Annotated in this window: 18 protein-coding genes; 10 read left to right on the top strand and 8 right to left on the bottom strand. The window is 53.0% G+C overall.

Translation table 11 applies throughout. The features are described from left to right. Positions 1-202: 202 nt before the first annotated feature. Positions 203-907: a FadR/GntR family transcriptional regulator gene (locus tag OGY62_RS04230; protein WP_012131112.1), complete on the top strand. Its 705-nt coding sequence runs from the start codon at positions 203-205 to the stop codon at positions 905-907. A gap of 11 nt (positions 908-918) precedes the next feature. Then, positions 919-2346 (top strand): multidrug transporter subunit MdtD, encoded by a 1428-nt coding sequence (gene mdtD / locus OGY62_RS04225; RefSeq protein ID WP_230012526.1) that lies wholly within the window; start codon positions 919-921, stop codon positions 2344-2346. Here mdtD and rbsR read toward each other — a convergent pair. The 7 genes from rbsR to kup all read right to left on the bottom strand — a co-directional run bounded on the left by rbsR (position 2312) and on the right by kup (position 10243). Then, a complete protein-coding gene (gene rbsR / locus OGY62_RS04220; RefSeq protein WP_080975464.1) occupies positions 2312-3310 on the bottom strand; it encodes a ribose operon transcriptional repressor RbsR in 999 nt (332 codons plus the stop codon). The genes mdtD and rbsR overlap by 35 nt on opposite strands. Before the next feature lie 3 nt (positions 3311-3313). Next, entirely contained in the window at positions 3314-4243 is a 930-nt protein-coding gene (rbsK, locus tag OGY62_RS04215) for a ribokinase (RefSeq protein ID WP_200075849.1), read from the bottom strand. Between the two features lie 140 nt (positions 4244-4383). Beyond that, positions 4384-5274 carry a ribose ABC transporter substrate-binding protein RbsB gene (rbsB, locus tag OGY62_RS04210; RefSeq protein WP_012131108.1) on the bottom strand — a complete coding sequence of 297 codons (891 nt, stop codon included), beginning with the start codon at positions 5272-5274 and terminating at the stop codon, positions 4384-4386. 24 nt (positions 5275-5298) lie between these two features. Further along, the gene (gene rbsC / locus OGY62_RS04205) at positions 5299-6264 is read right to left on the bottom strand and encodes a ribose ABC transporter permease (protein WP_012131107.1); all 966 of its coding nucleotides are present in this window, start codon (positions 6262-6264) and stop codon (positions 5299-5301) included. A gap of 5 nt (positions 6265-6269) precedes the next feature. Next, positions 6270-7775: a ribose ABC transporter ATP-binding protein RbsA gene (rbsA, locus tag OGY62_RS04200; RefSeq protein ID WP_058668328.1), complete on the bottom strand. Its 1506-nt coding sequence runs from the start codon at positions 7773-7775 to the stop codon at positions 6270-6272. Between the two features lie 7 nt (positions 7776-7782). Next, positions 7783-8202 carry a D-ribose pyranase gene (rbsD, locus tag OGY62_RS04195; RefSeq protein ID WP_058668327.1) on the bottom strand — a complete coding sequence of 140 codons (420 nt, stop codon included), beginning with the start codon at positions 8200-8202 and terminating at the stop codon, positions 7783-7785. A 172-nt stretch (positions 8203-8374) separates the two neighbouring features. Beyond that, positions 8375-10243: a low affinity potassium transporter Kup gene (gene kup, locus OGY62_RS04190; RefSeq protein WP_012131104.1), complete on the bottom strand. Its 1869-nt coding sequence runs from the start codon at positions 10241-10243 to the stop codon at positions 8375-8377. Between the two features lie 304 nt (positions 10244-10547). Between kup and ravA the strand changes: the two genes are divergently transcribed. Both ravA and viaA read left to right on the top strand, forming a co-directional pair. Continuing rightward, the gene (ravA, locus tag OGY62_RS04185; protein WP_024130087.1) at positions 10548-12044 is read left to right on the top strand and encodes an ATPase RavA; all 1497 of its coding nucleotides are present in this window, start codon (positions 10548-10550) and stop codon (positions 12042-12044) included. Beyond that, on the top strand, positions 12038-13489 hold the full coding sequence (gene viaA, locus OGY62_RS04180; RefSeq protein WP_286459160.1) for an ATPase RavA stimulator ViaA: 1452 nt from the start codon (positions 12038-12040) through the stop codon (positions 13487-13489). The genes ravA and viaA overlap by 7 nt, the downstream gene beginning before the upstream one ends. A gap of 4 nt (positions 13490-13493) precedes the next feature. On the opposite strand, the gene asnA is transcribed toward viaA, so the two are convergent. Further along, on the bottom strand, positions 13494-14486 hold the full coding sequence (gene asnA / locus OGY62_RS04175) for an aspartate--ammonia ligase (protein ID WP_024130086.1): 993 nt from the start codon (positions 14484-14486) through the stop codon (positions 13494-13496). A gap of 151 nt (positions 14487-14637) precedes the next feature. On the opposite strand from asnA, the gene asnC reads away from it, so the two are divergent. The 6 genes from asnC to atpB all read left to right on the top strand — a co-directional run bounded on the left by asnC (position 14638) and on the right by atpB (position 20442). Then, on the top strand, positions 14638-15096 hold the full coding sequence (gene asnC, locus OGY62_RS04170) for a transcriptional regulator AsnC (RefSeq protein WP_012131100.1): 459 nt from the start codon (positions 14638-14640) through the stop codon (positions 15094-15096). Positions 15097-15184: 88 nt separating this feature from the next. Beyond that, positions 15185-15634 carry an FMN-binding protein MioC gene (mioC, locus tag OGY62_RS04165; protein WP_012131099.1) on the top strand — a complete coding sequence of 150 codons (450 nt, stop codon included), beginning with the start codon at positions 15185-15187 and terminating at the stop codon, positions 15632-15634. A gap of 372 nt (positions 15635-16006) precedes the next feature. Beyond that, a complete protein-coding gene (gene mnmG, locus OGY62_RS04160) occupies positions 16007-17896 on the top strand; it encodes a tRNA uridine-5-carboxymethylaminomethyl(34) synthesis enzyme MnmG (RefSeq protein ID WP_286459158.1) in 1890 nt (629 codons plus the stop codon). 102 nt (positions 17897-17998) lie between these two features. Further along, a complete protein-coding gene (gene rsmG, locus OGY62_RS04155) occupies positions 17999-18622 on the top strand; it encodes a 16S rRNA (guanine(527)-N(7))-methyltransferase RsmG (RefSeq protein WP_047460080.1) in 624 nt (207 codons plus the stop codon). A gap of 615 nt (positions 18623-19237) precedes the next feature. Continuing rightward, the gene (gene atpI, locus OGY62_RS04150; protein ID WP_012131096.1) at positions 19238-19618 is read left to right on the top strand and encodes a F0F1 ATP synthase subunit I; all 381 of its coding nucleotides are present in this window, start codon (positions 19238-19240) and stop codon (positions 19616-19618) included. An 8-nt stretch (positions 19619-19626) separates the two neighbouring features. Next, positions 19627-20442, top strand: a complete 816-nt coding sequence (gene atpB, locus OGY62_RS04145; protein ID WP_047460083.1) for a F0F1 ATP synthase subunit A — start codon at positions 19627-19629, stop codon at positions 20440-20442. Positions 20443-20450: the final 8 nt, after the last annotated feature.

Below are 20450 nucleotides of genomic sequence, written 5' to 3'. Positions count from 1 at the left end.
TTGTTCCGTGTCAGTGGAGGCGCATTATAGGGAGTTATTCCGGCCTGACAAGGGGAAATTTAAAATTATTTTCCGACTGCTTTCTTTTTAAGCAAAACCACTATTAACATGCCATAAAATAAGCAATTTGCCGTTTTTACAACCTTAATCACACTTCCTGATGGCATACTAATGAATAAGAAAAGAGAAAGGACAAACATTTATGCCTTTAAGCGCACAACAGTTAGCTGCACAGAAAAATCTTTCCTACGTTCTGGCTGAGAAGCTGGCGCAGCGAATCTTAAAGGGTGAATACGCGCCCGGCACCATTCTTCCCGGAGAAATCGAACTGGGCGAGCAATTTGGCGTGAGTCGCACGGCGGTACGTGAGGCAGTGAAGACGCTAACAGCAAAAGGCATGGTGTTGCCCCGTCCTCGTATTGGTACGCGGGTTATGCCGCAGGCAAACTGGAACTTCCTCGATCAGGAACTGCTCACCTGGTGGATGACAGAAGAAAACTTCCATCAGGTTATTAATCATTTTCTGGTGATGCGTATCAGTCTCGAACCGCAGGCATGTTCACTGGCAGCGACGATCGGATCAGCGGAACAGAAAGCGCATCTGAATACCTTAATGGAAGAGATGGTGGCGTTGAAGAAGAACTTCAGACGCGAACGCTGGATTGAAGTCGATATGGCGTGGCATGAGCATATTTATGAAATGAGCGCGAATCCGTTCTTAATCTCTTTTGCCTCGCTGTTCCATTCGGTCTATCACACCTACTTCACCTCTATTACCTATAACGATGTGGTGAAGCTGGATTTACACCAGGCTATTGTAGATGCCATAGCCGACAGTGATGGCGATCGCGCCTTTAAAGCGTGCCAGGCATTGTTGATAGCGCCGAACGAACAACCGGACAAGTAACGGGATACCGAATGTCAGAGAAAAAAGCGCGCAGTATGGCCGGGTTGCCGTGGATAGCGGCTATGGCTTTTTTTATGCAGGCGCTGGATGCCACCATTCTTAATACCGCTCTACCCGCTATCGCGCACAGCCTCAACCGTTCTCCTCTTGCCATGCAGTCCGCTATTATCAGTTATACCCTGACGGTCGCGATGCTGATTCCGGTAAGCGGATGGCTGGCCGATCGCTTTGGCACCCGTCGCGTCTTTATTATTGCCGTCAGTCTGTTTACGCTCGGCTCGCTGGCATGCGCGCTTTCTGGCTCATTAGCTGAATTGGTTGTTTTCCGCGTGGTGCAGGGGATCGGCGGCGCAATGATGATGCCGGTCGCCCGTCTGGCATTATTACGCGCTTACCCCCGAAGTGAACTGCTTCCGGTTCTGAATTTCGTGACGATGCCAGGCCTGGTCGGCCCTATCCTCGGCCCGGTATTGGGGGGCATACTGGTGACATGGGCAAGCTGGCACTGGATCTTCCTGATTAATATTCCCATTGGCATTGTCGGTATCCTGTATGCCCGTAAGTACATGCCAAATTTCACCACACCGCGACGCCGTTTCGACATGACCGGCTTCTTCCTCTTTGGTTTGAGTCTGGTGCTGTTCTCCAGCGGAATGGAGCTTTTCGGCGAGAAGATCGTCGCAACCTGGATAGCATTAACCATTATTCTGAGCAGTATCGTGCTGCTGCTAGCCTATATTCGCCATGCGCGTCGACACCCAACGCCGTTGATTTCACTTTCGTTGTTCAAAACGCGCACGTTCTCCGTTGGGATAGCAGGAAACCTCGCCACGCGTCTGGGAACGGGATGCGTTCCCTTCCTGATGCCGCTGATGATACAGGTAGGATTTGGATACCCGGCGCTGATAGCCGGCTGCATGATGGCCCCGACGGCGCTGGGTTCTATTCTGGCGAAATCAGCGGTCACTCAGGTGCTGCGTAAACTGGGGTACAAGACGACGCTGGTCGGCATTACAGTATTTATTGGCCTGATGATTGCGCAGTTCTCTTTGCAATCCCCCGCTATGCCGGTATGGATGTTGATTCTGCCGCTGTTTGTTCTGGGTATGGCGATGTCCACGCAGTTTACCGCCATGAACACCATCACCCTTGCGGATCTGACCGATGATAACGCCAGCAGCGGCAACAGCCTGCTGGCCGTCACGCAGCAGCTTTCCATCAGTTTAGGGGTAGCGATCAGCGCCGCCGTATTGCGTCTCTATGAAGGGATTGAGGGAACCAATACGGTTGAACAGTTCCACTATACCTTTATTACGATGGGCGCTATTACGGTGGTATCCGCGCTGATGTTCATGTTGCTGAAAGCCAAAGATGGCCGCAATCTGATCAAAGAACGGCACAAACCTAAACCGACCCCCGCGCCATCAGAACAGGAGTAAGTTGCAGACGCTGCTGTTGTAGCGTGGGTTGTGCCATACGGTGAATCAACACGTCGATGGCCAACTCACCCAGTTCATCTTTCGGTTGATGAATCGTCGTCAGCGGCGGCGTCATGTAGCGCGCCAGTTCAATATCATCATAGCCAATCACCGCCATATCCTGCGGGATGCGCAACCCTACCTGATAAAGCGCCTGATACGCACCGACGGCCATTGCATCATTGCCGGCAAATACCGCCTGTGGGCGTTGTTTATGGGACAGCAGCATTTGCATGGTTTCAAATCCGCCGCCAAACTCGAAATCTCCTGTGATCTCATACCCTTCAGGAATTTCCAGCCCCGCGCGTTTCATGGCTTCCCGATACCCTTCCAGCCGCAAACGCGCGGGCGTTTTGTCCAGCGGGCCGGTAATGCAGGCTATTCGGGTAAAACCTTTATCAATCAGGTATTGCGTCGCTAAATCGCCGCCCAGAAGGGAGTTGTCCTGGATCAGATCGCAATCCCCTTCGTCATCAAAGGGTGACCAGTCCATCATCACAGTAGGAATAGAGGGATAACGCTGCATGATCTCCCGGGAGGGTTGATGCGTCTCCGTACAAAGCAGCAATAAGCCATCGACCCGCTTTTGCATCAGCGTTTCCAGATTGCGGTTCATTCGCTGCTCATCGCCTTCGGTATTACACAATACCAGGCTATAGCCCCGCTCAAAGCAGCTACGTTCAACGCCGCGCACCAGTTCTGAATAAAAAGGATTAGTACTGGCGGTGATCAGCATGCCGATTGTGCGGGTCTGATTTAATTTCAGGCTACGCGCCAACGCTGAAGGCGCGTAGTTTAACTCTTTAATCGCCGCTTCCACTTTCCCGGTGATAGCTTCACTGACAAAGCGATCTTTATTAATAACGTGCGAAACAGTTGAAGTGGAAACGCCCGCCAGACGGGCAACATCCTTCATTGTAGCCAAACGTTACCTCTGCTGACCTAAAAACGCCTCTATCTCTTCACGCCACGGAACAGAAGGTTGCGCACCTTTGCGTGTCACCGCAATCGCAGCAGCGGCATGGGCAAAGCGAATGGCCTCCGGCAGCGGCGTCTCTTCCAGTAAGGCGGTAACTAACGCACCATTAAAAGTATCCCCGGCGGCTATCGTATCAACGGCGTTCACTTTAAACCCCGGCACACGACGGCCTTCGCCCTTCACGCTGGCCCACACGCCGCGGCTGCCTAACGTAATCAGTACGGTATGAATGCCTTTATCATGCAGCACCTGCGATGCTTTAGCGGCATCTTCATCACTTTCGACGCGAATCCCCGTGAGCTTTTCCGCTTCGGTTTCATTTGGCGTAATGATGTCCACCAGCGCCAGCAGCTCATCAGACAGTTCACGCGCCGGAGCCGGGTTAAGCGCAACGGTAGTGTTGTTCTGATGCGCAATTTTTGCCGCCGCCAGCACGCTTTCAATCGGCGACTCGAGCTGCATCAATAGCGCAGAAGCCCCGGCGATACGCTCGCGTTGCGCTTCCACCAGCGCAGGCGACAATGCGGCATTGGCGCCAGCATGAATGCCGATGACATTTTCCCCTTCGCCATTAACAAAAATCAGCGCGACTCCGGTAGATTCCCCGTTAATCACGCTGACCGGAGCAATATCAATGTTATCGCTGGCTAACTGTTTACGCACGCTCTCGCCAATATCGTCATCGCCAGTACAGGCAATAAACGCGATATTTGCGCCGCTGCGCCCTGCGGCCACCGCCTGATTCGCGCCTTTACCGCCGAATGCCACCTGATATTGGGTGCCCGTTACGGTTTCGCCTGGCGCAGGAAAAGATTCGAGGTTGAGGATGTGATCGGCATTAATACTGCCAAGGACGACAAGGTTGCCTGCGGTTTTCATGTTCGGGATGTCCAGTAAAGTGCGCCACCGGGTTAGGGTGGCGCGTGCCCTGCTTTTCTTTTTACGCTTTCATCTTCAAACAACTCTCTGAGGATGGCGTATTTATGTCGCCATCAGACCGCGAACGGCCTGAGCCGTTATTACTGCTTGATGACAAGTTTCAGGTCAACCGGATATTTGGCCTGAACTTTCTCGCCTTTCAGTACTTTATCAGCGGTTTCAACGCCTTTAGCGCCAATCTGATCCGGCAACTGAGCGATAGTCGCAGCCAGTTTGCCATCATTTACCGCCTTCTCGCCATCCGGCGTACCATCAAATCCAACCACCATCACATCAGATTTACCTGCGGTTTGCAGAGCGCGCAGCGCACCCAGCGCCATTTCGTCGTTCTGTGCGAATACCGCCTGCACATCAGGATGCGCAGTCAGCAGGTTCTGCATGACGTTCAGACCTTTGGTGCGGTCAAAGTCAGCAGGCTGGCTGGCCAGTACATTAAATTTGTGTGCCGCAACGGCCTGCTGGAAGCCTTCGCCACGCTCACGCGCTGCGGATGTTCCGGCGATGCCTTGCAGTTCAATCACTTTCGCGCCTTCACCTGCTTTCTTCGCGATGTAATCACCGGCGATTTTGCCGCCCAGCACGTTATCGGAAGCAATGTGGCTGACAACGTCGCCTTTGGTTGCCTGGCGATCAAGGGTGATAACCGGAATCTTCGCCTGGTTAGCCATCTTAACCGCGTTGCCTACCGCGTCGGAATCGGTTGGGTTGATCAGCAGAATTTTAGTGCCGCGAACGGTTAAATCCTGAACGTTAGCCAGCTCTTTCGCCGGGTTGTTCTGGGAGTCCAGCACGACCAGGTTATAGCCCAGTTTATCCGCTTCTTTCTGCGCCCCCTCTTTCAGGGTGACAAAGAACGGGTTGTTGAGCGTGGAGATCACCAGAGCAATGGTGTCTTTCGCCATCGCATTCGCGCTCACGGTGGCGCTCAGCGCAACAGCAGAAACCAGGGTAGCCAGTTTTTTCATGTTCATATTTAAGATGTCCTGTAGTCGTTGTTACTGCTTTTTGTTGTCTACCAGTACCGCCAGCAAAATCACCACCGCTTTGACGATCATCTGGTAATAGGAGGAAACACCTAACAAATTCAAACCATTATTAAGGAAACCGAGAATCAATGCGCCGATCAATGTCCCAACAATGCGCCCTTTACCGCCCGCCAGGCTGGTGCCGCCTAACACGACCGCTGCGATGGCATCCAGCTCATAACCCGTACCCGCCGTTGGCTGCGCGGAGGAGAGACGAGCCACTTCGATGATGCCCGCCAGCGAGGCCAGCAGACCACAAAGCGAATAGACGATGATTTTGACTTTACTGACGCTGATACCCGACAGACGCGTTGCCGCTTCGTTGCCGCCCAGCGCATAGATATAGCGGCCCAGGCGAGTATGATGCAGCATGTACCACGCCGCCAGGAAGACGATGCCCATAATCCAGACCGGCGTCGGAACGCCCAGCGGGCGGCCAATCCCGAACCAGCCGAAGAGATCGGCGTTATCCGTAAAGCCGGTATTCACCGGGCTTCCGTTGGTGTACACCATCGTGACGCCGCGCAGCAGAAGCATCATTACCAGCGTGGCGATAAACGCCTGCACGCGACCTTTTGCCACGATCACGCCGGTCACCGCGCCAATGGCGGCGCCTAACGCCAGCGCCGCCGCAACGGCCACCAGCGCATTCACTTCAATCCCTACAATTGAAGCGGCAACCGCGCCGGTAAGCGCCAGCAGGGAACCAACGGAAAGATCGATGCCTGACGTCAGGATAACCAGCGTCATCCCGACGGCCATGATAGCGTTGACGGACGTTTGCTGGAGAATGTTAAACAGGTTATTAACGGTAAAAAAGTTGGGACTCATGGTAGAAACAATCGCGATCAGCACCAGCAGAGCGATGAGCGATTTCTGCTCCATCAGCCACGCTTTAGTGAAATAACGGCGACCAGAAACAGCCTGGATAGTCATCTTTTTTACTCCTGATTCACGCGATTAAGCTTGCCCACAGCGGCAGCCATTAACACTTCCTGGGTGGCCTGCTCGCGAGTGAATTCACCGCCGAGATGCCCTTCATGCATGACGATAATGCGATCGCTCATACCCAATACTTCTGGCATCTCAGATGAGACCAGAATGATGCTCAGGCCATCGGCCTTAAACTGGTTGATAAGCTGATAAATTTCTTTTTTCGCGCCAACGTCCACACCGCGGGTTGGCTCATCGAGGATCAGCACTTTGGGGCGGGTCATCAGTCCACGCGCAATGGCGACTTTCTGCTGATTGCCGCCAGAGAGCAACCCGATAGCCTGCTCCATCGACGGCGTTTTCACATTGAACAGACGGATAAAGTCACTCACCGCCTGCTGTTCATCTTTATGTTTCAGGTTGCCGCCAGCGCGGCTGAAATAACGCAGCGCGGTGAGCGACATATTCTCTTTTACCGACATGCCGAGCACTAAGCCGTCACGTTTACGGTCTTCAGAGATATAAACAATACCGTTAGCCAGGCCATCCTGCGGTGAACGGGTAACCACTTCATGCCCGTCGAGCGTGACGTAACCGCTGGTGCGCGGCAGCGCGCCGTACAGCACTTTCATCAGTTCCGTACGCCCGGCGCCCATCAAACCGGAGATTCCCAAAATTTCCCCTTTGCGCAGAGTAAAGGAGACATTATTAACGCCGGGACCGCACAGGTTATCGACTTTCAGGCGTACCTCGCCTGGCGCTTTATCCAGACGCGGGTACTGATCTTCAAGCTTACGTCCGACCATCATTTCAATCAGCGAATCTTCGGTCAGCGACGCCACTTCACGCTCGGCAATAAACTGCCCGTCGCGGAAAACCGTCACGTCATCGCAAATTTCGAAGATCTCTTTCATGCGGTGGGAGATATAGACAATGCCGCGCCCCTGCGATTTCAACTCGCGGATGACGCGGAACAGCGATTCCGTTTCGGTATCAGTGAGCGCATCCGTGGGTTCATCCATAATGATGACTCTGGATTCGAAGCTCAGTACCTTGGCGATTTCGACCATCTGCTGATCGCCGATAGAGAGTTCGCCCACCAGCCTGTCGCTTTTGAAGCGCAGATTGAGTCTGGCAAGCAGAACATCCGCTTCGGCATACATCTTTTTCCAGTCGATTTTGCCAAAGCGATTTACAAACTCACGCCCCAGAAAGATATTCTCGGCAATCGTGAGCTGCGGGATCAGGTTCAGTTCCTGGTGAATGATGCCAATCCCGGCTTCCTGCGAGGATTTTGGGCCATTGAAGGTCGTTTCTTTACCCAGCCACAATAACGATCCCGCATCACGGGTATAGATACCGGTCAGGACTTTCATCATGGTGGATTTGCCCGCGCCATTTTCGCCCACCAGCGCCATTACGCGACCTGGATAGACATTTAACGCGGCGCCAGATAGCGCTTTCACGCCCGGGAACGCTTTATCGATCCCTTTGAGTTGCAGTAATGCGTCCATGATGGCCTCAGAACGTGACGCCGGCACAGAGAATAATATTCGCATACGGGGAGCACTCCCCGCTGCGAATCACCGCCTGACTGTCTGCGGTTAGTTTTTTAAAATGTTCATGCGTGGTGTAACGAATTTCTATGGTGTTTCCCTGGTGTTGTTGCAGTTGCTCAATATGGCTGAGCAACGTTTCGTGGAGTTGCGGATTATGTTCTTTGATTTCCGTCGCGAGAATAGCCGCCTCAACCTGCATTTCACGGGTCACGACATCCAGTACCTGCATAAAAGAAGGTACGCCCTGGGTTAACGCCATATCGATACGCGTTGTACTGGATGGAACAGGTAAACCTGCGTCACACACTACCAGCGTATCAGTATGCCCCAGACGGGAGATGACCGATGAAATATCAGAATTAAGTACCGCGCCTTTCTTCATTTTCTTTCCCCACTAGCGAAACGTTTCGCTGGTAATAAGTTTACTCCCGGAAGTGAGCAGAAAACCATCATGACGTAACGGAATTGTGATCGGGGTCGAAACGTTTCGCTAAGTGAAATACGGCGGGGGATAATTGCCCGGCGGCGCAGCGCCGCCCGGCATTTTAAAAGGCTTAAATCTCGACCTGCGTTCCCAGTTCGATAACCCGGTTCGGTGGGATTTCAAACTGATCCGGCGCACGTAGCGCATTACGCTGCAACAGCAGATAGAGCTTGCCGCGCAGACGCAAATACCACGGGCGTTTGCCGAGGATCAGCGATTCATGCGACATAAAGAAAGAGGTTTCCATCATCCGGCAGCTCAGCCCTTCCAGACCGCATCGATGGAACACTTCCTCAACGTTCGGCGTTTCGCGCCAGCCGTAGCTGGCCACCACACGCCAGAAGGTTGGCGACAGTTGCTCAATCTGCACCCGGCGAACATTGTGTACGTATGGCGCGTCTTCCGTGCGTAGCGTCAGCAGAATCACGCGTTCATGCAGCACCTTGTTGTGCTTGAGGTTATGCAGCAACGCAAACGGAATGACGTTCAGCGCGCGGGACATATACACCGCCGTACCGGGGACGCGTACCGGAGGCGATTTCTCCAGCGAGGCGATCAGGGCTTCCAGGGAGTTACCGTGCTCATGCATACGACGCAGCAGACGGAAACGCTCGCTCTTCCAGGTCGTCATAATGATGAACATCACGATCCCCAGCGTCAGCGGCAACCAGCCGCCCGACAGCAGCTTGTCGAGGTTTGCCGAGAACAGCGGAACATCAACGCACAAGAACGCCACCAGAATCAGCGCGACAAAATACTTATTCCAGTGCCAGTTTTTACGCGCCACGGTGGTAGAAAGAATCGAGGTCAGCACCATCGTACCGGTAACGGCAATACCGTATGCCGCCGCCAGGTTGCTGGAACGCTCAAAGCTGACAATAACAATAACCACCGCAAAATAGAGCATCCAGTTCACGAACGGAATATAGATCTGCCCGGACTCCATTTCGGAGGTGTGGATAATGCGCATGGGCGACAAATATCCCAGCCGCACCGCCTGGCGCGTCAGCGAGAAGACACCGGAAATCACCGCCTGAGAGGCGATAACCGTCGCCAGCGCGGCAAGAATCAGCAGCGGGATCAGCGCCCACTCTGGCGCCAACAGGAAGAACGGGTTCTTAATCGCTTCCGGGTGTTTGAGCAGCAATGCGCCCTGACCAAAGTAGTTTAACGTTAATGAAGGAAGAACAACCGAGAACCAGGCCAGACGAATCGGCAGCTTGCCGAAATGCCCCATATCCGCATACAGCGCCTCAACCCCGGTAATCGAAAGCACCACGGCGCCCAGCGCAATAAACGACACCGTTTTGTACTCAAGGAAGAACTTCGCCGCCCACATGGGATTGAGGGCATGAAGCACATCCGGGTTAGCGATGATACTGCGCAGGCCGAGTCCGGCCAGAATCAAAAACCACGTCAGCATAATCGGCGCAAACAGCTTACCGACCATCCCCGTCCCGTGTTTCTGAATCATAAACAGCAGAGTAAGCACAATAATAGAAAGCGGGACGACCCAGGTATCCAGTTCCGGCGCCACAATTTCCAGACCTTCAATGGCCGACATGACTGAGATCGCGGGTGTAATTACCACTTCGCCGTAGAAGAAGCTACCGCCAATTAACCCCATAATGACCAGCGTGGACGTCATTCTCGCCGACGTATTACGCCCGGCTAGCGACATTAAGGTCAGAATCCCGCCCTCGCCGGCGTTATCTGCGCGCATGACAAAAGTCAGATACTTGATGGAAACAACAAAGATCAGCAGCCAGAAAATCAGCGACAAAAAGCCAAATACGGCATCACGTTCAACACCAAAACCAAACTGACCGGACAAGCATTCACGAAGTGTATAAAGTGGGCTGGTACCAATATCACCATAGACAACCCCAATCGCTGCGAGAGTGATCGCAGACAATGATTGTTTATTATCAGTGCTCATAGACTCGTCTTTCGTTTATACATGGCATCTTTCAAACGACAAGGCTCCCGGGGATCCACTCCTTTGCCACCTTGATGCAGTTTGAATGATTTAGTGTATATATATGAAATGTGTGCGTAGTCCCTTGGCCCACAAAAAAGGCGCACAGTATGCACGATTAATCGCAAAATCGTACCCCTAATCGACGTCAGATTAACCTGGCGCAAAGAAAAAGAAACGATGCTTCAGTCTATTATTGCTTCGTGGCGAAACGTCTATACTCGCTGTTAACATGATACATCTGGCGGAAGGACGCCACCTTATTATGGCTCACCCACATTTATTAGCGGAAAGAATTTCCCGTCTGAGCAGCGCCCTGGAAAAGGGACTTTATGAACGTAGCCACGCCATTCGCCTTTGCCTGCTGGCAGCGTTGAGCGGTGAGAGCGTCTTTTTACTTGGCCCGCCAGGCATTGCCAAAAGCCTGATAGCCCGTCGTCTGAAGTTCGCCTTTCAGCACGCCCGCGCCTTTGAGTATCTGATGACGCGTTTCTCCACGCCCGAGGAGGTTTTTGGTCCTCTCTCCATTCAGGCGCTAAAAGATGAAGGTCGCTATGAGCGTCTGACCACGGGTTATCTTCCTGAAGCGGAAATCGTCTTTCTGGATGAGATCTGGAAAGCGGGCCCGGCAATCCTGAACACTCTGCTGACCGCCATTAACGAACGCCATTTCCGTAACGGCGCGCACGAAGAAAAAATTCCGATGCGCCTGCTGGTGGCGGCCTCAAACGAGCTTCCCGAAGCAGACAGCAGTCTGGAGGCGTTATACGACCGTATGCTCATTCGTCTGTGGCTGGATAAAGTACAGGATAAGGCGAATTTCCGCTCCATGCTGGTAAGCCAGCAGGACGAAAGCGATAACCCGGTGCCGGCCTCATTACAGGTGACTGATGAAGAGTATTATCAGTGGCAGAAGGATATTTCCGCCATTACGCTGCCCGATCATGTATTTGAACTGATTTTCACGCTGCGCCAGCAGCTTGATGCGCTGCCAGACGCCCCCTATGTCTCCGACCGTCGCTGGAAAAAAGCCATTCGTCTGTTACAGGCCAGCGCGTTCTTTAGCGGACGCGACGCCGTTGCGCCAATCGATCTTATCCTGCTGAAAGATTGCCTGTGGTATGACGCGCAAAGCCTGAATCTGATGCAGCAACAGCTTGAAATATTGATGACCGGGCACGCCTGGCAGCAACAGGCAATGCTGACGCGCCTCGGCGGCATTGTGCAACGTCGCCTCCAGTTGCAACAGCAGCAAAGCGATAAAACAGCCTTTACCGTTGTTCGTCAGGGAGGAATGTTCAGCCGCCGTCCCCATTACGATCTGCCGCCAGAGGCGAGCGCGCCAGTGCTAACCTTGCTTTTGCAACAACCGCTTAAACTGCATGATATGGAAGTCATTCATATCGCTTTTGAACGCAGCGCCCTTGAGCAGTGGCTGGCAAAAGGCGGAGAGATCCGCGGCAAACTCAACGGGATCGGTTTTGCCCAGACGCTGAATATGGAAGTTGATAGCGCTCAGCATCTGGTGGTGCGCGACGTCAGCCTACAGGGCAGCCGTCTGGCGCTACCGGGCAGTTCAGAAGAGGGAATGCCCGGCGAAATCAAACAGCAGCTTGAGGCGCTGGACAGCGAATGGCACCAGCAACACAGCCGGTTCAGCGAACAGCAAAAATGTCTGTTTATCCATAGCGACTGGTTAGGTCGTATTGAAGCCAGCCTACAGGATGTTGGTGCGCAGATCCGCCAGGCGCAGCAATGCTGACACTGGACACGCTGAATGTCATGCTGGCGGTCAGTGAAGAGGGGATTATCGAAGAAATTATCCTCACTTTGCTGGCCTCCCCGCAGCTGGCTATCTTCTTCGAGAAATTCCCCCGATTAAAGAGAGCCATTTCCGACGATCTTCCCCGCTGGCGCGAAGCGCTGCGCAGCCGTCTTAAAGACGCGCGCGTGCCGCCGGAACTCACGGAAGAGGTGATGTGCTATCAACAAAGCCAGCTTCTCGGAACAACGCAGTTTATTGTGCAATTGCCGCAGATATTAGCGTTGCTGCACCGACTACATTCGCCCTATGCCGGGCAAGCCCAGCAACTGGTGGACAGTAACGCCACTTTTACGCCAGCGCTGCACACGCTTTTTCTGCAACGCTGGCGTTTAAGCCTGATCGTGCAAACCACGGCCTTAAATCACCAGTTGCTGGAAGAGGAGCGCGAGCAGTTGCTGAGTGAAGTGCAGGAACGCATGACGCTCAGCGGGCAACTGGAGCCGGTCCTGGCGGAAAATGACCATGCAGCCGGCCGCCTGTGGGACATGAGCGCAGGGCAACTCAAACGCGGCGATTATCAGCTGATCATAAAATATGGCGACTTCCTGGCAGAACAACCCGAACTGAAACGCCTGGCGGAACAGTTAGGCCGCTCCAGGGAAGCCAAATCGGTGCCGCGCAAAGATGCGCCGATGGAGACATTTCGTACGCTGGTGCGCGAACCGGCGACCGTTCCAGAACAGGTTGACGGCATTCAGCAAAGCGACGACATTCTGCGCCTGCTGCCGCCTGAGCTGGCAACGCTCGGCATTACCGAACTGGAATATGAATTCTACCGACGGCTGGTGGAAAAACAGCTACTCACGTACCGTCTGCACGGCGAAGCGTGGCGTGAGAAAGTGACTGAGCGCCCGGTCGTTCATCAGGATTTTGACGAACAGCCGCGCGGGCCATTCATTGTTTGCGTGGACACCTCCGGCTCAATGGGCGGATTTAACGAGCAGTGCGCGAAAGCCTTTTGCCTGGCGCTGATGCGCGTCGCGCTGGCGGATAACCGTCGCTGCTTCATCATGCTGTTTTCCACAGAGGTCGTGCGCTATGAACTGTCTGGCCCAGAAGGCATCGAGCAGGCCATCCGCTTTTTGAGCCAGCGCTTTCACGGCGGCACGGATATCGCCAGCTGTTTTCGCGCCATTATTGAACGGATGCAGGGGCGAGAGTGGTTTGATGCGGATGCGGTAGTCATTTCAGATTTTATCGCCCAGCGCTTACCTGACGATGTTGTGAATAAAGTAGGGGAGCTACAGCGGGTACACCAGCATCGTTTTCATGCGGTGGCGATGTCGGCACACGGCAAACCCGGCATCATGCGCATTTTCGACCATATCTGGCGCTTTGATACCGGGATGGGAAGCCGCCTGCTACGACGCTGGCGGCGTTAGAGAATTACAGCAGGGAAGCGACGCTTTCACGAACCTGCGCAGGCCACACGCCGCACTGAACCTGACCAATGTGCGGCAGTTGCAGCAGCAGCATCGTCAGGCGAGACTGACCAATACCGCCGCCGATCGTTTGCGGCATCTCACCGCGCAGCAGCGCCTGGTGCCACTCCAGACTCAGGCGATCTTCATCTCCGGTCAGAGCAAGCTGGCGTTTCAGTGCATCGGCGTCGACACGGATCCCCATTGAGGAAAGCTCAAACGCATCTTCCAGTACCGGGTTCCAGACCAGGATATCGCCGTTCAGACCAGCATGGCCCAGATCAGAAGCAGAGCTCCAGTCATCATAATCCGGCGCACGCACGTCGTGACGTTTACCGTCACTCAGTTTCCCGCCGATACCGACCAGGAAAACGGCGCCAAGCTCTTTCGCGATCGCGCGTTCGCGCCCTTTCGCATCCAGATCCGGGTAACGCGCCAGCAGCTCCTGGCTGTGAACAAAGTGGATCTGCTCCGGCAGGAACGGCGCCAGACCAAATTCTTTGCTTACCGCGGCTTCGGTTGCCTTAATGCCTTCCCAGATAGCCTCTACCGTGCTTTTCAGGGTGGCGAATTGACGCTCACCGTCGCCCATAACGCGTTCCCAGTCCCACTGGTCGACATAGACGGAGTGGAGCGGGGAGAGGCGGTCTTCGTCAGGGCGAAGGGCTTTCATGTGCGTGTACAGCCCTTCACCCGCGCTGAAGTCGTGTTGTCCCAGCGTCTGGCGTTTCCACTTTGCCAGTGAATGCACCACTTCAAACTGGGCATCCGGCAACGCTTTCACTTTTACCTGTACCGCTTTTTCACAGCCCGACAAGTTATCCTGCGTGCCATCTCCTACGCGGCTAAGGATCGGCGCCTGAACTTCAATCAGACCCAGACGCTCCTCCAGTTGACGAGAGAAGTGAGATTTCACGAAGCTAATTTGACGTTGTTTGGCGATGTAAGCGGTTTTCATTTTGTATACTCCTGCGTCCTGTTGCCTATGATTAAGCAACAGATTGAGGGTGATATTCAATAATCCACAAACAAAAAGCCGACTTCACTTTTGATTCGATAAAATAAGACGCTAAAATAGAGTGAATCACTAATCTACATAAGAAAAACCTATGGAAAATTATCAGATCGACAATCTGGATCGCGGCATCCTGGAAGCGTTAATGGCAAATGCGCGTACGGCATACGCTGAACTGGCCAAACAATTTAGCGTCAGCCCGGGGACGATTCACGTTCGCGTAGAAAAAATGAAGCAGGCGGGGATCATTACCGGCGCGCGGATTGACGTCAGTCCAAAACAGCTCGGATACGACGTCTGCTGTTTTATCGGCATTATTTTAAAAAGCGCGAAAGACTACCCATCCGCGCTGGCGAAGCTCGAAAGCCTGGACGAAGTGACCGAAGCGTATTACACCACCGGCCACTACAGCATCTTTATTAAGGTTATGTGCCGATCCATCGACGCCCTGCAACAGGTACTTATCAACAAGATCCAAACAATTGATGAAATTCAGTCCACCGAGACATTGATCTCCCTGCAAAACCCGATCATGCGTACTATCCGGCCGTGATCGGCTTTTTTAATCCCACATTTTTCCACAGGTAGATCCCAGCTCGCTCACAGCGTACAATAGCCCCTCTTTATAAGGATGGGCTCGTATGGCAGACATTACTCTTATCAGCGGCAGCACCCTTGGCGGTGCCGAATATGTTGCAGAACATCTGGCTGAAAAGCTGGAAGATGCAGGTTTTTCAACCGAAACCTTGCACGGTCCGCTATTAGAGGATCTGTCAGCGTCAGGAACCTGGCTGGTTATCAGCTCCACGCATGGCGCGGGCGATATCCCGGATAACCTTGCTCCTTTCTATGAAGCGCTTCAGTCGCAGAACCCCGATCTTTCTCAGGTTCGTTTCGGCGCCATCGGCATCGGAAGTCGTGAATATGACACATTCTGCGGCGCCATCGATAAAATAGAGGCCGCGCTCAAGACATCAGGCGCAAAACCGATCGGGGAAACCCTCAAGATCAACATCCTTGAACACGATATTCCTGAAGATCCGGCAGAGGTTTGGCTGGGATCTTGGATTAATTTACTCAAAATAGTGTAAAGATCGTGCGATCGAGTGTGGATAACTCTGGTAAGAAGCTTGGATCAACCAGTAGTTATCCAAAGAACAACCGGTGTTCAGTTTTTGAGTTGTGCATAACCCTTCATTCTGATCCCAGCTTATACGGGCCAGGATCACCGATCATTCACAGCTAATGATCCTCAACAACTTGTTGATCTTATTCAGCGGATCCTGGTTATCCACAGACAATCGCGATCCTAATAAGAGATCACAATAAAACAGATCTCTAAATAAAAAGATCTTCTTTTTAATACCCAGGATCCCGGGACTTTCTCCAGCGACTAAAGTTGAGTAGAATCCACGACCCGGGCTTCAATCCACTTTCACACCGCCGTATGCGAGGCAATTACCATGTTTTATCCGGATCCTTTTGACGTCATCATCATTGGCGGGGGTCATGCAGGCACTGAGGCCGCAATGGCCGCAGCGCGTATGGGGCAACAGACCCTGCTTTTGACACACAATATCGACACGCTGGGGCAAATGAGCTGCAACCCGGCCATTGGCGGTATTGGGAAGGGACACCTGGTAAAAGAAGTGGATGCGCTCGGCGGGCTGATGGCGAAAGCGATCGACCAGGCGGGTATCCAGTTTAGGATACTTAACGCAAGCAAAGGTCCGGCCGTTCGTGCGACTCGCGCACAGGCGGATCGCGTGCTATATCGCCAGGCGGTGCGTACTGCGCTGGAGAATCAGCCCAATCTGATGATCTTCCAGCAGGCGGTTGAAGATCTGATTGTTGAAAACGATCGCGTCGTGGGCGCAGTTACCCAGATGGGCCTGAAATTCCGGGCTAAAGCGGTGGTTCTCACCGTCGGGACTTTCCTTGACGGCAAAATTCATATTGGTCTGGATAACTACAGCGGCGGCCGTGCTGGCGATCCGCCATCCATTCCACTGTCTCGTCGCCTGCGTGAACTTCCGCTGCGCGTCAGCCGCCTGAAAACCGGTACGCCGCCGCGTATTGATGCGCGCACCATTGATTTTAGCGTACTGGCGCAGCAGCACGGCGATAACCCGATGCCTGTGTTCTCGTTCATGGGCAACGCGTCCCAGCATCCGCAGCAGGTGCCGTGCTACATCACGCATACCAACGAAAAAACCCATGATGTGATCCGCAACAACCTCGATCGCAGTCCGATGTATGCCGGTGTGATCGAAGGGATCGGCCCGCGTTACTGCCCGTCGATCGAAGATAAAGTCATGCGCTTTGCCGATCGCAACCAACATCAGATCTTCCTGGAACCGGAAGGACTGACCTCTAACGAAATTTACCCGAACGGTATCTCCACCAGCCTGCCGTTCGATGTGCAGATGCAGATCGTCCGCTCAATGCAGGGGATGGAAAACGCGAAAATTGTGCGTCCAGGTTATGCCATTGAGTACGATTTCTTCGATCCGCGCGACCTGAAACCAACGCTGGAGAGCAAATTTATCCAGGGATTGTTCTTCGCCGGGCAAATCAACGGGACGACAGGTTACGAAGAAGCGGCCGCGCAAGGTTTGCTCGCCGGTCTGAACGCCGCCCGTCTGTCTGCGGACAAAGAAGGCTGGGCGCCTGCGCGTTCTCAGGCTTACCTCGGCGTGCTGGTGGACGATCTTTGCACGCTGGGCACCAAAGAACCGTACCGCATGTTTACCTCCCGCGCGGAATACCGCCTGATGTTGCGTGAAGATAACGCCGACCTGCGTCTGACGGAAATGGGCCGCGAGCTGGGTCTGGTGGATGATGAGCGCTGGGCGCGCTTCAACGAGAAGCTGGAGAATATCGAACGCGAACGTCAGCGTCTGAAATCCACCTGGGTAACCCCGTCGGCGGAATCGGCCGGCGAAGTGAACGCTCACCTGACTGCGCCGCTGTCGCGTGAAGCCAGCGGTGAAGACCTGCTGCGTCGCCCGGAAATGACCTACGCGCAGCTGACTTCGCTGACGCCGTTCGCTCCGGGTCTTAATGATGCGCAGGCCGCTGAACAGGTTGAGATTCAGGTAAAATACGAAGGCTATATCGTCCGTCAGCAGGATGAGATCGAAAAACAGCTGCGTAACGAGAACACATTGCTGCCTGCAACGCTGGATTATCGCCAGGTTTCTGGTCTGTCGAATGAAGTTATCGCCAAGCTGAACGATCACAAACCGGTCTCTATCGGTCAGGCGTCGCGCATTTCCGGCGTTACGCCCGCGGCGATTTCAATTTTGCTGGTGTGGCTGAAGAAACAGGGAATGCTGCGTCGCAGCGCTTGATAACACTAATTTGGCGGGGGCGCTTCGCTTGCCCGCCCTACAAATTTGTAGGCCCGATAAGCGAAAGCGCATCGGGCATTTGATTATTAACAGGTAACGACCGTGCTTAACAAACTCTCCCGTCTGCTGGATGAAGCAGGCATTTCGCTTACCGATCACCAGAAAAATCAGCTGATTGCGTATGTCGATATGCTGCACAAATGGAACAAAGCCTACAACCTGACGTCAGTGCGGGATCCTAACGAGATGTTGGTACGCCATATTCTGGACAGCATCGTTGTGGCGCCGCACCTGCAAGGGGAGCGTTTTATTGACGTCGGTACGGGACCGGGGCTGCCGGGGATCCCGCTCTCCATTGTCCGTCCTGAATCGCATTTCACGCTGCTGGATAGCTTGGGCAAGCGGGTACGCTTTCTGCGCCAGGTTCAGCACGAACTCAAGCTGGAAAATATTACGCCAGTGCAGAGCCGCGTTGAAGAGTTCCCTTCTGAGCCGCCGTTTGATGGCGTGATCAGCCGTGCATTCGCCTCTCTCGATGACATGTTGAGCTGGTGTCGCCACCTGCCGGGGGAAAATGGCCGCTTTTATGCGTTAAAAGGTCAACTGCCGGAAGAGGAAATCGCCTCGCTGCCTGCGGCGTTCAGCGTCGAGTCCGTGGTTAAACTGCGTGTCCCGCAGCTGGAAGGCGAACGTCATTTGGTGGTCATTAAGCCAAACAAAATTTAATTTTTATCAAAAAAAATAGAAAAAAAACGGGCGCTCGCGTGTTAACAATCGCGAGGTAACGAGTAGTTATACCTTGTTACTGTTAACCATGAGTTCACCGTTTTGTATCATTGCTACAACGTAGCTCTTTTTATTAAAAAATGAATTAATCAACATTGAAAATATCAGGTTGCTAAAAATTGAACCTAAGAATCACTCAGGTATGTTGAATTTTTATTATAAATGTCAATGAATGGTTTTTAGCTTGTAACCGGGTGTTTTTTAAATAGTGAGTGATTTTAGGCTTAAATATCAGAAAGATGAAAAGGCATCATTTGCCAAGTAAATAAATACTGCCGGGGCGAATATGCTCAATATGTGATCCGAAGCACGCTTTATCACCAGTATTTACGCGCCATTTGCAGTTTTGCATGATCGTTCACAGTTTGATGAAAAGTGATAAATGTGCACCAGGGAAAAATATTTAAACATTTATTCACCTTTTAGCTACTTATTGTTTGAAATCACGAGGGCGCACCGTATAATTTGACCGCTTTTTGATGCTTGACTCTAAGCCTTAAAGAACGTTTTATACGACACGCGGCATACCTCGAAGGGAGCAGGAGTAAAAACGTGATGTCTGTGTCGCTCTTGAGTCGAAACGTTGCTCGTAAGCTTCTGTTCATTCAGCTTCTGGCGGTAATAGCAAGTGGATTGCTGTTTAGCCTCAAAGACCCCTTCTGGGGCGCTTCCGCCTTATGCGGAGGCCTGGCAGTGTTGCTGCCTAACATGTTGTTTATGATATTTGCCTGGCGTCACCAGGCGCATACACCTGCGAAAGGCCGCGTGGCCTGGTCATTCGCCTTCGGCGAAGCCTTCAAGGTGTTAGCGATGCTGGTTCTACTGGTGGTGGCGTTGGCGGTTTTTAAGGCGGTATTTTTGCCGCTGATCGTTACGTGGGTTTTGGTGCTGGTGGTTCAGATACTGGCGCCGGCTGTAATTAACAACAAAGGGTAAAAGGCATCATGGCTTCAGAAAATATGACGCCGCAGGATTACATAGGACACCATCTGAACAACCTTCAGTTGGACCTGCGTACATTCTCGCTGGTGGATCCGCATAACCCCCCAGCCACCTTCTGGACGCTCAATATTGACTCCATGTTCTTCTCGGTGGTGCTGGGTCTGTTGTTCCTGCTTATGTTCCGCAGCGTAGCCAAAAAGGCGACCAGCGGCGTACCAGGTAAATTTCAGACCGCGATTGAGCTGGTCATCGGCTTTGTGCATGGTAGCGTGAAAGACATGTACCATGGCAAAAGCAAGCTGATTGCGCCGCTGGCCCTGACGATCTTCGTCTGGGTATTCCTGATGAACCTGATGGACTTACTGCCTATCGATCTGCTGCCGTATATCGGCGAGCATATCTTCGGTCTGCCGGCACTGCGTGTCGTTCCGTCCGCTGACGTGAACATCACCCTGTCGATGGCGCTGGGCGTATTTATCCTCATTCTGTTCTACAGCATCAAAATGAAAGGCATCGGCGGCTTCACGAAAGAGTTGACGCTACAGCCGTTCAATCACTGGGCGTTCATCCCTGTCAACTTAATCCTTGAAGGGGTAAGTCTGCTGTCCAAACCGGTATCACTCGGTCTGCGACTGTTCGGCAACATGTATGCCGGTGAGCTGATTTTCATTCTGATTGCTGGTCTGTTGCCGTGGTGGTCACAGTGGATTCTGAATGTGCCGTGGGCCATTTTCCACATCCTGATCATTACGCTGCAAGCCTTCATCTTCATGGTTCTGACGATTGTCTATCTGTCGATGGCGTCTGAAGAGCATTAATTTTACCA

It is taken from the genome of Citrobacter sp. CK198, from assembly GCF_030333295.1.
Taxonomy (GTDB): Bacteria; Pseudomonadota; Gammaproteobacteria; order Enterobacterales; family Enterobacteriaceae; genus Citrobacter_B; species Citrobacter_B koseri.
Note: the sequence above shows the minus strand (reverse complement) of the source record. Positions and strands in the feature narration are given on the sequence as shown.